The following is a 14,227-nucleotide window of genomic DNA, read 5'->3' on the forward strand; positions in this document are numbered from 1 at the left end:
GCCGCGCAGGTACGCGGCCTTCCCCTGAGCTCGGGGACCAAACGGGTTGAATCGGGCACCGTGACCGGACCGCGACCCCGGTCGGTCCCTGGGCGTGCCGGGAAGGGTACCCGAGGCCAGGAGGTGGTTGAACAGACGACACGCCGCCCGGATTCGAACATGAGTATGACCCGACACACCTCACGCGCCGGTCGGGCTCAGCCCTGGTCGGAGATCCAGTCGGAGAGCTGGTGGAGGTCGTCCACGACCACGTCGGCCCGTTCGGCGTCGGGGGTGGCCGCGTGGCGGTACCCGTAGATGCCCCGGCGCAGCAGGGCGGTGCGCATTCCGGCGCGGCGGGCGGGGAGGACGTCGTTGTCGACGCGGTCGCCGACATAGAGGATCTCCCCCGCGGTCACACCCGGGCGCACGCGGTCGGCCAGCTCCAGGACGCGGTCGAAGAACTCGGGCTCGGGTTTCTGCGTTCCCCACACGTCGGAGATACCGATGCCGTCGACACCCAGACCCATGGCGTCCAGGGTCGGACCGGCCTCGGGCGGCTGGTTGCCCGCGATCACCAGGGACAGCCCGGCCTCGTTCATGGTCTTGAAGGCGGGGCGGACGTCGGAGTAGAGGTCGCGCTCGTCGAAGTGCTCGCGGGCGCCCTCGGGGTCCTCGGCCCGCCAGCGGGCGCTCTCGGCATCCAGGTCGAATCCGGGCACGAGCAGCCGAAAGCCGTCGGTGAGCGTGCCGCCGGAGGCGATCACCGCACCGATGGTGCCGAAGAACGCCATGTGCGGGATCGCGAACCGGTCCGCCCAGCGCGCGAAGATCCGCGTCTCGTCGATGAGCGTCTCGCCGACATCGAACACCACAGTACGAATTGCCACGGTTAGGGAGTGTACAAGGCGTTCTCCGGCACGGGCCCGGGCCGGAGCGGCCCGGGCCCGCGACGCACGGGGCTCAGGTGCCGGGCGGGCGCAGCACGGCGAAGGCGTCGGTGACCTCCAGTTCGCGCGCCCGGAAGCGGAAGAGCGCCGCGGGCCGACCGCCCGAGCGGCCGGAGGGCACCGAGCGACCGGTCTCCTCGATCTGGCCGCGCCGGAGCAGGACCCGGCGCAGGTTGGTGGCGGCCACGTCGTGCCCGAGGGCGGCCCGGTAGTGGGCCGACAGCTCCGACATCGTGAACTCCGGCGGAGCCAGGGCGAACCCCAGGTTGGTGTAACTGAGCTTGGAGCGCAGTCGTCGGCGACCCGAGAGGACGATGGAGGCGTGGTCGAAGGCCATCGGGGGCAGGTCGGCGGCGGGGTGCCAGTCGGTGTCGGCCGGAACCACCGGGTCGATGTGCGCCGGGACCAGCCCCAGGTAGGCGGTGGCCAGGGTGCGACGCTGGGGGTCGCGGTCGGGATCGCTGCGGGTCTCCAGCTGTTCCATGTGGCTCAGGTCCCGGACGTCGACCTTCTGCGCGAGCTGTCGGCGGATCGAGGCGCCCAGGCTCTCGTCGGCGCCGAGCCGGCCGCCGGGCAGCGCCCACTCGCCCTCACAGGGCGGGAGGGCCCGCCGCCACAGCAGGACGCACAGTTCGCCCGAGCGGATCTGGAGGACGACCGCGATCGCCTCGTGCGCCGAGAGCACCGCGGCCCCTCCCCCCCGCTCGGGGTCGGCCGTCGCGGTCGGGCCCGCCGCGGCCACCATGGCTTGTCCGTTTGCTTCCGGGATATCCACCCTGTCCCTTCCGTTCCACGCCATGTTAAGCTTCACCAGGTTTGTGCCTGGCAGACAAAAACTTGGTCGGCGCACTCATCTCCCCTGGCACGGCGCCCGCACGGCGTGCCCACAGCCTCAAGGAAGTAGTAGGACATGGCATCGGTCACCGCGACGGCGGACACCATGACCAGGCAGGAGTGGGCCACCGAGGTCCGCCGCCTGGCAGAGGAGCGCGACGCTGTCATCCTCGCGCACAACTACCAGCGCCCGGAAATCCAGGACGTCGCCCACCACACCGGCGACTCCCTGGCGCTCTCCCGGCTGGCCGCGAGCGTGGACGCCAGCACCATCGTCTTCTGCGGCGTGCACTTCATGGCCGAGACGGCCAAGATCCTCGCACCGGAGAAGACCATCCTGCTGCCCGATCCCAACGCGGGGTGCTCGCTCGCCGACACCATCACCGCCGAGGACGTGCGCGCCTGGAAGGCCGAGCACCCCGGTGCGGTCGTGGTCGCCTACGTCAACACCACGGCGGCGGTCAAGGCCGAGACCGACATCTGCTGCACCTCCTCCAACGCCGCCGACGTCATCCGGTCCATCCCGGAGGACAAGGAGATCCTCTTCCTCCCGGACCAGTTCCTGGGTGCCCACGTCAAGCGGGTCACCGGCCGCGAGAACATCCACATCTGGATGGGCGAGTGCCACGTGCACGCCGGGATCGACGGCCACACGCTGCGCGAACGGGTCGCGTCCGAGCCCGACGCCGAGGTGTACGTCCACCCCGAGTGCGGCTGCGCGACCTCCGCGCTCTACCTCGTGGGCAGCGGCGCGGTGCCGGAGGAGCGCGTCAAGGTCCTCTCCACCGGCGGGATGCTGAGCGCCGCCGAGAACACCACCGCCAAGAAGGTGCTCATCGCCACCGAGACCGGCATGCTGCACCAGCTGCGCAACGCCAACTCCACCACGGAGTTCGAGGCGGTCAACTCCCGCGCCGAGTGCCACTACATGAAGATGATCGACGCGGACAAGCTGCTGAACTCACTCCGCCACGGCACCACCGAGATCCACGTGGACCCCGGGACCGCCGAGCGGGCACGTCGTTCGGTGGAGCGCATGGTCGCCATCGGCCAGCCCTCCCGGGGCGGCGAGTAAGGGGCACGTGGGTGCGGTCGGCGGCGCCCGGCGAGTGACGCCGTGGGCGCGTGGACGGTAACAGAAGTCTCACCTTCCAGCCACAGCTGATCTATTTGCCCACACCAGACGCCTCCCCTCGCTAGCGTCACCTCAGGAGCGGGGGGAGAATCGTGACCAGAGGTAACGAAACAGGCGTACCGACGACCGACGCCGTCGAGGGGCTGCACGACGCGTTCGCGCAGCCGCTCTTCCGGTACGCGTGGTCCCTGCTGGGCGACCCCGACCAGTACAGCGAGGGCGCCGACCGGCCCGACGAGGACCCCGTCACCGACGCCGTACACGAGGCCCTCGTCGCCGGGGTCGAGCTGGGGACCAGACTCGCCGACCCCGCCGACCGGGGCCCCTGGCTCTTCGCGCTCGTCCGCGCCGCCTGCCAGCGGCGCGGATTCGCGCACACCTGCCCCTACACCCGTCTGGCCACCGTGCCCGCCGAGGCACCGGTCGCGCGGATGTTCTCCCGCCTGCCCGCCAGCCACCGGGAACTCGTCGAGCTGAACCTGCGCCACGCGCTGTCCACCTCGGCCGTCTCCCGGGTGCTGGGACTGGAGCCGAGGATCTGCGGAGAGCTGTCCCGCTCCGCGATCCGCCGGGCGGCGGAGGGTCTGGAGGACCTTCCCGCCCCGGAACCCGACGAGGACACCCCGAGCGGCAACTGGCGCACCCAGGTGCACCAGGTCTCCTCCGCGCTGGCCCTGCTGCGCCCGCCCGGGGCGCCGCCCGGTCTGCGCGACCGGGTCGTGCACACCTGCACCTCACCCGACGCGGCCGAGGAACGCGCCCGGATCACCGCCGCCATGCAACCGCTCACGGCGGACGGCTACCCGGTCCACCGCTCGCGGCTGCCCGGCGACCCGGTGGTCGAGGCCACGGAGGACGGCGGTCCCGTCGAGGTCCCGCTCCCCCGGGCTCTGCCCCGCGACCTCGTGATGACCGCCGACCACCCCGTGCGCGACGACGCGCGCTCACCGCTGCCCTCCCCCGACCACGACCCGCACGGCGAGATCACCGAGGCAGGACGCAGACGCTGGCCGCTGCCCGCGATCTCCGGGCTGGCCACGGTCGTGGTGGCGTTCGGGCTGTGGTGGTGGGCCAGTTCGGTGGGCGGCCCCACCACCATGATCGACTCGGGCCCGGCGCTACCGGGGCAGCGTCCGGGCCTGTCCGAGGTGGAGGCGGTCTCCACCGCCTCCGACGGCAAGCCGGGGACCGAGCCGACCTCGGCCACCGCGGCCGGGGACGCGAGCACCGAGGCCCCCGGGACGGACACGCCGAAGAGCGACGGCCCCAGCGGCAGCCCGGACGGTCCGCAGGACGAGGGCGACGGCGAGGGCCAGCCCCGGGAGGGACACGGCGGCGAGGGCCCGGAATCCCCCGGGGAGGCTCCGGGCGCACCCGAGCCCCCGGCGGAGCAGCCCGACCCCGGTCAGGGCGAGGACGAGGAGGAGCCGCCCGGAAACGGCGGCGGGGCCCCGGGGAACGGCTCCCCCGGCCTGCTCGGAGACCTGCTGGGGCTGCTGTTCGGGAACGGACAGAGCGAGGCGGGCGAACCGGCCGAGTAACCGCCCGGAACCGCGGTCCGCACCGGCGTCACGTCGCGGGGCCGCGGGGAGGCGGAGGCGTCAGAAGGAGGAGAGCAGGCGGTCGGCGGCGGTCTGGAGACGCCTCTCGACCTCGTCGACGTCACGGCGTCCCTTGAGGATCTCCACCAGCTCGAAGATCCACACGCTGGTGAGCGCGCCGACCAGGACGTACCCGGTGCTGGCGCGGTCCACGTCACCGCCGGCCTCGTCCTCCCCGGCCCCGTCGGTGGTGTCCGCGCCCTCCAGGTTGCCGGTGGCCACCCTCCACACGAGGTCGCTGATGCGTACGTCCAGCTCGATCTTGACCTCGGCCATGATCAGGGACCGCACCAGGGCGTCGGCCAGCTCCGGCTCGCGCATGAGGCCGCGCGTGGCGCGGAGCAGGACGTCGACCGCCCGGCCGGAGGGGCTGTCCGCGATGGGCGGGCGGCGGACGATACCGCCCTCCAGGAGGTCGAGCTCCTCGGTGACCACGGCCACGACCAGGTCCATCTTAGAGGGGAAGTAACGGTAGAGCGTGCCCAGGGCGACGCCCGCGCGTTCGGCGACCGAACGCATCTGCATGGCCTCCACGCCGCCGCGCACCGCCAGGGCGGCCGCGGTCTGGACGATGCGCCGACGACGCTGGGTCTGACTCCGTGTCATCGTTCCGATCGGTGCCTGCACCGCCACAGGGTCTCTCCCATTCGTCATCGGTCCGCGTCGCCGAGGTGCGACGGCCCGAGGGTCAGCCGAGCACGGTGGACCCGCGCCCGGCGACACCGGCTCACGAGAACACGTTATCCAACGAATTCCCTTGATCACAGCGCCTGGAACCCATGATCCTCGCCTCATAGCCCGACGTGACAGAGGCAATACGAGAGCTTGGCCGGAACTTTCAGGACGACACCCCGACCTATGTAGAATATGTTCTATTTTGTCGGCCCGAAACGCGGCGGCCCGCGCCCGGGCCCCGGAGGCACCCACCGCCCGCACGACCCGAACGACCCTTCCCTAGAATCGAACCAGATTCGGTTTCCAGTGGAGAGGTCGGCCAGGGATGCGTGTGGTTCCCCCAGTAGAGGACCTGGGCGAGGGGTTGTGGAGCATCCCCGTGCCGGTCCCCCACAACCCCATCGGGTTCACCTACGTCTACGCCCTCGACACCCCGGTCGGCCCCGTCCTCGTCGACACCGGCTGGGACCACGACGACTCCTGGGACGCCCTGGTCAGCGGCCTCCACCAGGCAGGACACCGGGTGGACGAGGTCCGGGGCGCCGTCGTCACCCACTTCCACGCCGACCACTCCGGACTCATCGGCCGCCTGCGCGAGGCCTCCGACGCCTGGATCGCCATGCACCCCGCCGACGCCGGGATCCTGCGCCGCCAGGAGGAGCTCACCGACGACCAGCGTGCCGCCTCCGTCATCGAACAGATGGTCCGAGCGGGCTTCCCCGACCAGGACGTCGAGGCGTTCCGCGCCTCGCCCACGGTCTTCCGGCCGCCCGCCCCGCCCGACACCGCCCTCGACGACGGCCAGCGCGTCGACGTCCCCGGCCTGGACCTGCGCGCCGTGTGGACCCCCGGCCACACGCCCGGCCACCTGTGCCTCCACCTGGCCGGACGCGAACTCCTCTTCACCGGCGACCACGTCCTGCCGCGCATCACCCCGCACGTGGGCCAGTTCCCCCTGGACTCCGCCGAGGGCGACCCGCTCGGCGACTTCCTCGCCTCCCAGGCGCGGATCGGCGGCCTGCCCGGGGCCGATCGACTCCTATGTCTTCCCTCACACGAGACGCGCTTCTCCGGTGTGAGCGAGCGCGCGCAGGAGATCGTCGACCACCACGAGGAGCGCCTGGACCTCATGGTCCGTCTGGTGGAGCAGGGCCCCACCACCCTGTGGGAACTCACGTCACGTCTGGAGTGGCGGCGCCCCTGGGCGGACATGCGACCACTGGCCCGGCACATGGCCGCCTCCGAGACCGCGGCGCACCTTCGGCTGCTGGAGGAGCGCGGCCGCGTCGTCCGCGAGGGCACGCCACACCGGCCCCGCTGGGCCAACGTCACCCCGGGGACGACGCCCCGAATATGATCCCCTGTACCTGATGCCCGGCGCCGACCCCGAGTGAACTCGCGAGTAACATATGGGGGCGCGCAGCATCCCGGCAGCCGCCCACCAGCAGCTCCGGCCAGAACCGGGACACCGACGGCGGCGACCGGGCACGCGATCCAACGAAGAGGTGGACTCTTGACCCAGTCGGGCACCAGCACGGGACCGACCCCACGGCCCTCCGGCGACCGCCCCCTGCGCGTCGCCCTCCTGTCGTACCGCAGCAAACAGCACGTGGGCGGGCAGGGAGTCTACGTCCGCCACCTGTCACGCGAACTGGCCGCGCTCGGTCACGAGGTCACCGTCTTCTCCGGGCAGCCCTACCCCGTCCTCGACGAGGGCGTCACCCTGGAGAAGATCCCCTCCCTCGACCTCTACAACGACGTCAACCCCTTCGTCGCACCGCCCGTGCGCGAGTGGCGTGACTGGATCGACGTCCTGGAGGTCGCCACCATGTGGACCGCCGGGTTCCCGGAGCCACTCACCTACTCGCTGCGCGCCAACCGCGAACTCCGCCGCCGCCTCGACGAGTTCGACGTCGTGCACGACAACCAGACCCTCGGATGGGGCCTGCTCGGCATCAGGTCCGCGGGGCTCCCCCTGGTCACCACCATCCACCACCCCATCAGCGTGGACCGCCGGATCGAGATCGAGGAGGCCCGCGGCCTCCAGAAGCTCTCCAAGCGCCGCTGGTACGGGTTCGTCAGGATGCAGGCGCGGGTGGCCCGACGCCTCGACCCGATCCTGGTCCCCTCCCGGTCCTCCGCCGACGACATCGCCCGCGAGTTCGGCGTCGACCCCGCCACCATGGAGGTCACCCCGCTCGGCGTGGACACCCGCTACTTCCACCCCCGCCCCGAGGTGCACCGCGTCCCCGGCCGGATCGTGTGCACCGCCAGCGCCGACAGCCCGCTCAAGGGGGTCAGCGTGCTGCTGCGCGCCGCAGCCAAGCTCGCCACCGAACGCGACGTCACCCTGAGGATCGTCAGCAAGCCCAAACCCGGCGGCCCCACCGACCAGCTCGTCGACGAACTCGGACTGCGCGACCGCGTGGAGTTCGTCAGCGGCATCGACGACGAGCAGCTGGGCGAACTCGTCTCCAGCGCCCAGATCGCGGTCGTCCCCTCCTTCTACGAGGGCTTCTCCCTGCCCGCCGTGGAGGCCATGGCCTGCGGCACACCCCTCGTCGCCAGCCACGCGGGCGCCCTGCCCGAGGTGGTCGGCACCGACGGTGACGCCGGTCGCCTCATCCCCCCGGGCGACCCCGAACTACTGGCCGCCGAACTCGCCTCCCTGTTCGACGACGACGCGGAACGCGAGCGCATGGGCGCCGCCGCCTGGCGCCGGGTCCAGGAGCGCTTCACCTGGAAGGCCGTGGCCGAACTCACCGCCCAGCGCTACGCCACCACCATCGACGCCGTCAAGGGGACCAGCGCCGGTACCGGAGACGACGACACCCGGCCCGCACCCGTGCGGGCCCGCGCGAACGGCGCCTGACCCCACGACCCGCAGCACCGTCCCTAGGGAGCCTCCACTGATCACCGTCGACTTCAACCTGTTCCCCGTCGGCCCCGGCCAGCGCGTCCTCGACCTCGGCTGCGGCGGCGGCCGCCACGCCTTCGAGATCTACCGACGCGGCGCCGACGTGGTCGCCTTCGACCAGAACGTGAGCGACCTCGCCGACGTCGAGACCATGTTCGCGGCCATGGCCCACGAGGGAGAGGCCCCCGCCACCGCCAAGGCCGAGACGGTCAAGGGTGACGCCCTCGACATGCCCTTCGACGACGACAGCTTCGACCGTGTCGTGGCCGCCGAGATCTTCGAGCACCTGCCGCACGACACCGCCGCCATGAAGGAGCTGTACCGGGTCCTCAGGCCCGGCGGCATCGCGGCCGTCACCGTGCCCAGCTTCCTGCCGGAACGCATCTGCTGGGCCCTCTCGGAGGAGTACCACACCAACGAGGGCGGCCACATCCGCATCTACACCCGCGCCGAGCTGGAGGCCAAGCTCAAGGCCACCGGGTTCGTGATCGGCCCGCACCACCACGCGCACGCCCTGCACGCCCCGTACTGGTGGATCAAGTGCGCCGTGGGCACCGACAACAACGACCACCCGGCCGCCAAGGCCTACCACGACCTCCTGGTCTGGGACATGCTCCAGGCCCCCAAGGTCACCCGGGTGGCCGAGCGGCTCCTCAACCCCGTCATCGGCAAGAGCGTCATCGTGTACGTGCGCAAGCCGCACACTGACGCGGCCGCCTGATGGCACCCGCACCGTCCGATCCCGGCGCTCTCCACCTGCCCGGGATCCTCAACGCCGAACAGCTGTACCGGTCCGCGGACTACCTCGTGCGCTCCCAGGAGGGCGACGGGGTGATTCCGTGGTTCCCGGGCGGCCACGCCGACGTGTGGGACCACGTGGAGTGCGCCATGGCGCTGACCGTCACCGGCGTGCTCGTGCCCGAGCACGCCGAGGCGGCTCGCCGCGCCTACCTGTGGCTGGACGGGAGCCGCCACCCCGACGGCGGCTGGTACGCCAAGTACCGCCAGGGACGGCCCGTGACGGAGCTGCGCGAGGCCAACCACGCCGCCTACCCGGCCGTGGGGCTCCTCCACCACCTGCTGACCACCGGCGACGTCGACTTCGCCGAGCGGATGTGGCCCGTGGTGGAGAGCGGCCTGGAGTTCGTGCTGGCCCTGCGCGGCGAGCACGGCGAGATCCTGTGGGCCCGCTCCGAGGACGGATCCCCGGGCGACCACGCGCTGCTCACTGTGTGCGCGAGCGTGCACCACGCGCTGCGCTGCGGGACCGAGCTGGGCGCGCGGCTGGGCCGTGAACGGCCCGACTGGTCCAAGGCGGCCGAACGGCTGGCCGAACTCATCACCGGGGACGAGGGGTTGTTCTCGGACCGCTCCCGCTTCTCGATGGACTGGTTCTATCCCATCCTCGGCGGCGTGCTGCGCGACGAGGCCGCCAAGGAGCGGATCGCCGAGCGCTGGGACACCTTCGTCATGCCCGGACTGGGTGTGCGCTGCGTGAGCGACCAGCCCTGGGTGACCGCGGCGGAGTCCTCCGAGCTGGTCATGGCGCTGGCCGCCATGGGAGAGACGGAGACGGCCGTACGCGTTCTGCGGGACGTGCAGCACCTGCGCGACGCCGACGACGGCGTCTACTGGACCGGCTACCAGTTCGCCGAGCAGGTGCGCTGGCCGGTGGAGCGCAGCACGTGGACCTCCGCGGCGATCATCCTGGCGGTGGACGCGCTCACCCGCACCACCCGCGGCTCCCGGGTGTTCCTGCGCACCTGGGTCTGAACTCGGCCCCGAAGACACGAGGAGGGCCCCGAGGGGCCCTCCTTCGGTCGTTCGTCAGCCTTCCTCGCCCCGGCCGGGCGGGATCTCGGGGATACCCGGGTCCTCCGGGTCACCGGGCCACTCGGGGTTCTCCGGGAAGGTCGGCTCCTCCGGGAGGTCCGGCCCCGGGTCGACCGGCTCCTCGGGAGGCGGCGGCTCCCCCTCCGGCGTCTCCGGCTGGTCGTTCTCCGGCGCCTCGGGCTGCTGCGGCTCCTGGGTCGCCGGGTCCGGCGCCCAGTTCTCCGTGGTGCCACCGAACTCGGGGCTGGGGAACGAGGCGCGCTCGTAGCCCTCCATGGCGCGGTTCATGTACGACTTCCACATCTGCGAGGGCAGACCGCCGCCGGAGATGTTGTGCCCCGGGATCTGGAAGCTCTCGTTGTTGCCGCTGTAGACCCCGACCGCGGTGGACAGCTGCGGGGTGTACCCGACGAACCAGGCGGCGACGCTGCCGTTGGTGGTACCGGTCTTGCCCGCGACCGGGTGGTCCCACAGCTGCGCGGCGGTACCCGTGCCGGAGCTGACCGCCTGCTCCAGGGCGTAGGTGACGTCGGCAGCGGTCGACTCCTCAAGGGCCCTCTTGCCCTCGATCTCCGGCCGCTCGTTGTCACCGTCCTGGTTGACGATCTCCTTGATGACGTGCGCCTCCATGTGCACGCCACCGTTGGCGAAGGTCGCGTACCCGCTGGCCTGGTCCACCGAGCGGACGCTCGTGGCGCCCAGCGGCATGACCGGGACCAGCTGGTTGTCGTCGATGCTCCCGTCGGGCAGGCCCACGTCGTAGGCGGTCTGCCTGATCTTGTCGAAGCCGACCTCCTGGGCCAGCTCCACGAAGCCCAGGTTGTTGGACACCGTGGTGGCCTGCGTGAGCGTCATGACGCCACCGGGCGCGTTGCCCGCGTTCTGCACGCGGGAACCCTGGATGTCCCTCGGCCCGCGGCCGTCCACCGTGGAGTTCAGGCCGTAGCCCTGCTCCAACGCCGTCGCCAGCACGTACGGCTTGAACGCCGATCCCGCCTGGGCGGCGCCCAGGAACGAGCTGTCGTACTGGTTGAGGTGGTAGTCGTGGCCGCCGTAGAAGGCCAGGACCTCGCCGGTCTCCGGGTCGATGGTGGTCAGGCCGATGTTGACGCCCTCGGGAAGGCTGTCCGGGTCGACCATCTCCTCCACCGACTCGTAGGCGGCGTCCATCATGTCCTTGTCGAAGGTCGTGACGATCTTGAAGCCCTGGCGGTTGACGTGGTCCTCGGTGTAGCCGAGGTCCGTCAGCTCGCTCATGGCCTCCTGGAGCATGTACCCCCGGTAGCCGCTGAGGTCCTCCGTGGTCTTCTCCGGCTCGGGTGCCGGGAACTCCATGGCGTCCGCCTCGGCCTGGGTGATCGCCCCGGTGGTGACCATGCCGTTGACCACGTACTGCCAGCGGTTCTCCATGTCGGGCGTGGTCTCCACGTCCGCCTGGCCGAACCGGGTCGGCTGCTGGATGGCGGCGGCCAGGAAGGCGGACTCCTCGGCGGTGAGCTCGTCGACGTCCTTGTGGTAGTACGCCTGCGAGGCCGCCTGGACTCCGTAGGACGTGCGACCGAAGTAGATGGTGTTGAGGTACTGCTCCATCACCCACTCCTTGTCCTCGCTCTGATCCACCTTGATGGAGATGATGATCTCCTGGATCTTGCGGGACACGGTCTGCTCGAAGGAGACGCCCTCGTAGTAGTTACGCACCATCTGCTGGGTGACGGTCGAACCGCCCTGCACCTGCTCGCCCGTGATGGTGGACCACACCGCGCGCATCGTGCCGCTGAGGGAGACACCGGGCTCGGTCCAGAAACCACGGTCCTCGGCGGAGATGACCGCCTCGACGACGTGGTCGCCGCCGGCCGTCATCTCGTCGTAGCTGATGACCTCGCGGTCGGTGCCTCGGTAGGCGAACTCGGTCTCGCCGTCCGCGAAGTAGAAGGTGGAGCCCTGCTCCACCGCGTCGGCCTTGGCCGCGTCGGGAACCTCGACGGTCACGTAGAAGAACGTGAAGACACCGCAGGCCAGGATGAGGCCCAGGCCGGTGACGGCCAGGAAGCCCAGGAGAAGGCGCAGCCAGAGCGGCTTCTTCGCCTTCTTCTTCTTGTTCTTCCCGGAACCCTCACCCGGTCCCTCGGCGCTGTCGGTGGGACCGTCGGGTCCGCCCGGCCCCCCGGGGGTCCCGGCTCCGCCGGACGCCGCCGCTCCGGTCATCCCACCGTCGGCGGGTCCGCTCGGCCCCTCCTCCGTGGGTCTGTCCGAAACGTAGTCGGACAGGCGTCGGGGCGTCGGCCACATGGCCGCGGTCTCCGCCGTGGCACCGGTACCGGTGTCCTCGGCCGGCCCGCTCCCGGCACCGTGCACCGCGTCGTCCGCCTCGGGCGAAGCCCCGGCGAAGGCCACCGCGCCAGCCGCCGGTGCGGGCATGGCCTCGGTGCGAGCGCCGTCGTCGGAGTGCTTCTCGGTATCGGTATCGGTATCGGGCCCGGTCACCTTCTCCGGTTCCGAGGAGGGCCCGGGGTCGGTGACGGCGGAGGCCGCCACCGCAGGTTCGGCGGTGTCCTCGGGCTCCTCGGTGTCCTTGGCTCCGAGGACCGGGATCTGTTCCGTTCGGGCTTCCTCCAGCTCGGCTTCCCCGGTGTCCGCGCGCGCGGAGTCCCCGACGGCCTGGTCGGAGGGGTCGAACCGGTCGGCCTCGTCCTCCGCACCGGCGACGGGTCCGTCGTCGACGGGCACGTCACCGGAGTCCTCTTCGGAGGCCCCCGGCTTCGCCCGCTCCGCGTCGTCAGCCGTCCCGGTGGAGTCCGATCCCTCGGACTCGAAGCCCTGTTCGGCGAGAGTCATGGCGACGCGGTCACGCAGGAACGTGCCGCTTGTCTTGAAAGCGATGGCCCCCGGGACGAACTCCGGCTCGGGTTGGCCGTTGGGCTCGCCACCCGACTCCGAGGCTTCTCCCTCGGATTGATCCTCACCGCTGGTGGGTAGATCATCACGCTGGGGGGTCGCTTGAGTGGACAGCTCCTCAGCAGAGGTCTCTTTCGTCTCCGGCGTGTTCGATTCGGGACGCTGTCCGTCCGTCCCGCCATCGCCGTGTGTGCTCTTGCTCAGCTCCCCGCCCCCAAGGCAAATCACGTCCGGCACCGTGCCGTCCTGGTGTTTGACGCGCGAGTGCCCCTGATCGGTTCAGTTCGATTCAGGGCTGAAGCGGTATTTCGGGGAAAATCACCACCATCGCTCCACCCTCAAAGCCACGATACCCGCACGTAACCGTGTCAAGGCCGAATCCGTAACCGCACGGTCACTTCTTACCGAAGGCTTACCCTCCGAAGGCGTGTCCATGTCCGGGTGTTGGTTCACTCACAATACCGGACCAATGTTGCCACACGCAGGGACAATCACTGAGCGTGCGCATTCGATTCACCACTGCCCCCGTCACGAATGCCATGCCGCACACCCGAATCGCTTCAGGAGACGCGCTCGAGGATCCGCATGGAGCCCACCACGCGCACCTCCCTGAACCTCCCCGAGTCCAGCGCGCGACAGTAGACGTTGAACGGCGGCCGTCCGCCGTCCTCCGGGTTCGGGAAGACGTCGTGGATCACCAGCGCCCCACCCACGGCGACGTGCGGCGACCAACCCTCGTAGTCGTTCTGGGCGGCCGTCTCACTGTGTCCGCCGTCAATGAAGAGCATGCCCAGCTCGGTGCCCCAGACGGCGGCGACGTCGACTGAGGCGCCCGTGATCGCGATGACCTCGTCGTCCAGGCCCGCCTGGGTGATCGTGCGCCGAAAGTGCGGCAGGGTGTCGAATTTCCCGGTGACCGGGTCGATCAGGGAGCTGTCGTGGTACTCCCAGCCCTCCTGGTGTTCCTCGGAGCCCCGGTGGTGGTCCACCGTGACGACCCTCGCCCCACCCACACGTGCCGCGGCACCCAGGAACACGGTGGACTTGCCGCAGTAGGTGCCGATCTCCACGACGGGTCCGCGGTCCGCGTACTCCAGGGCCGTCTCGAAGAGAGCCATCCCCTCGTCAGTGGGCATGAATCCGTTCGCCGCCTCAGCGGCCGCCAGCAGGTCCGCGGGGATTGTCTTCGTCATACGGAAATTCTCCCATCGCGGGAGGTCCGTCCCGCCAGCACCCCATGGGGAATCGGCCCGAAAACGTCGATTCACAAACGCACAAACAACCCCAACAAAAAAAGGAGAGGAAGAACCCGTCCCAAAGGACAAGCCCTTCCCCTCCCTACCAAGAAAAACCGTGGCAGCGACCTACTCTCCCACCCCACAACAGGGCAGTACCATCAGCGCAAGGA

Annotated in this window: 11 protein-coding genes; 6 read left to right on the forward strand and 5 right to left on the reverse strand. The window is 70.6% G+C overall.

Features of this window, described 5'->3' with window-relative positions; all coding sequences use genetic code 11:
- Positions 1-197 precede the first annotated feature (197 nt).
- Positions 198-869 carry an HAD family hydrolase gene (locus tag BDW27_RS02620; protein WP_233515600.1) on the reverse strand — a complete coding sequence of 224 codons (672 nt, stop codon included), beginning with the start codon at positions 867-869 and terminating at the stop codon, positions 198-200.
- Between the two features lie 73 nt (positions 870-942).
- Entirely contained in the window at positions 943-1,674 is a 732-nt protein-coding gene (locus BDW27_RS02625; RefSeq protein WP_017546398.1) for an NUDIX domain-containing protein, read from the reverse strand.
- 165 nt (positions 1,675-1,839) lie between these two features.
- On the opposite strand from BDW27_RS02625, the gene nadA reads away from it, so the two are divergent.
- Positions 1,840-2,838, forward strand: coding sequence for a quinolinate synthase NadA (gene nadA / locus BDW27_RS02630; protein ID WP_017546397.1), 999 nt, complete (start codon positions 1,840-1,842; stop codon positions 2,836-2,838).
- A gap of 152 nt (positions 2,839-2,990) precedes the next feature.
- Positions 2,991-4,439, forward strand: coding sequence for an RNA polymerase subunit sigma-24 (locus tag BDW27_RS02635; RefSeq protein WP_110048061.1), 1,449 nt, complete (start codon positions 2,991-2,993; stop codon positions 4,437-4,439).
- Between the two features lie 60 nt (positions 4,440-4,499).
- On the opposite strand, the gene BDW27_RS02640 is transcribed toward BDW27_RS02635, so the two are convergent.
- Complete coding sequence (locus BDW27_RS02640; RefSeq protein WP_110048062.1) at positions 4,500-5,132, reverse strand: TetR family transcriptional regulator; 633 nt, start codon at positions 5,130-5,132, stop codon at positions 4,500-4,502.
- 367 nt (positions 5,133-5,499) lie between these two features.
- On the opposite strand from BDW27_RS02640, the gene BDW27_RS02645 reads away from it, so the two are divergent.
- The 4 genes from BDW27_RS02645 to BDW27_RS02660 all read left to right on the forward strand — a co-directional run bounded on the left by BDW27_RS02645 (position 5,500) and on the right by BDW27_RS02660 (position 9,864).
- Positions 5,500-6,531: an MBL fold metallo-hydrolase gene (locus tag BDW27_RS02645; protein ID WP_110048063.1), complete on the forward strand. Its 1,032-nt coding sequence runs from the start codon at positions 5,500-5,502 to the stop codon at positions 6,529-6,531.
- A gap of 156 nt (positions 6,532-6,687) precedes the next feature.
- The gene (locus BDW27_RS02650) at positions 6,688-8,046 is read left to right on the forward strand and encodes a glycosyltransferase family 4 protein (RefSeq protein ID WP_017546394.1); all 1,359 of its coding nucleotides are present in this window, start codon (positions 6,688-6,690) and stop codon (positions 8,044-8,046) included.
- 37 nt (positions 8,047-8,083) lie between these two features.
- Complete coding sequence (locus BDW27_RS02655; protein WP_110048099.1) at positions 8,084-8,812, forward strand: class I SAM-dependent methyltransferase; 729 nt, start codon at positions 8,084-8,086, stop codon at positions 8,810-8,812.
- A complete protein-coding gene (locus tag BDW27_RS02660) occupies positions 8,812-9,864 on the forward strand; it encodes a prenyltransferase (protein WP_110048064.1) in 1,053 nt (350 codons plus the stop codon). Before BDW27_RS02655 ends, BDW27_RS02660 begins: the two co-directional genes overlap by 1 nt.
- 54 nt (positions 9,865-9,918) lie before the next feature.
- Here the strand turns inward: BDW27_RS02660 and BDW27_RS02665 are convergent, their stop codons facing one another.
- Entirely contained in the window at positions 9,919-12,759 is a 2,841-nt protein-coding gene (locus BDW27_RS02665; protein ID WP_110048065.1) for a transglycosylase domain-containing protein, read from the reverse strand.
- A 620-nt stretch (positions 12,760-13,379) separates the two neighbouring features.
- A complete protein-coding gene (locus tag BDW27_RS02670) occupies positions 13,380-14,012 on the reverse strand; it encodes a class I SAM-dependent methyltransferase (RefSeq protein ID WP_017546390.1) in 633 nt (210 codons plus the stop codon).
- Positions 14,013-14,227 lie beyond the last annotated feature (215 nt).

The organism is Nocardiopsis sp. L17-MgMaSL7 (assembly GCF_003182025.1).
Taxonomy (GTDB): domain Bacteria; phylum Actinomycetota; class Actinomycetes; order Streptosporangiales; family Streptosporangiaceae; genus Nocardiopsis; species Nocardiopsis prasina.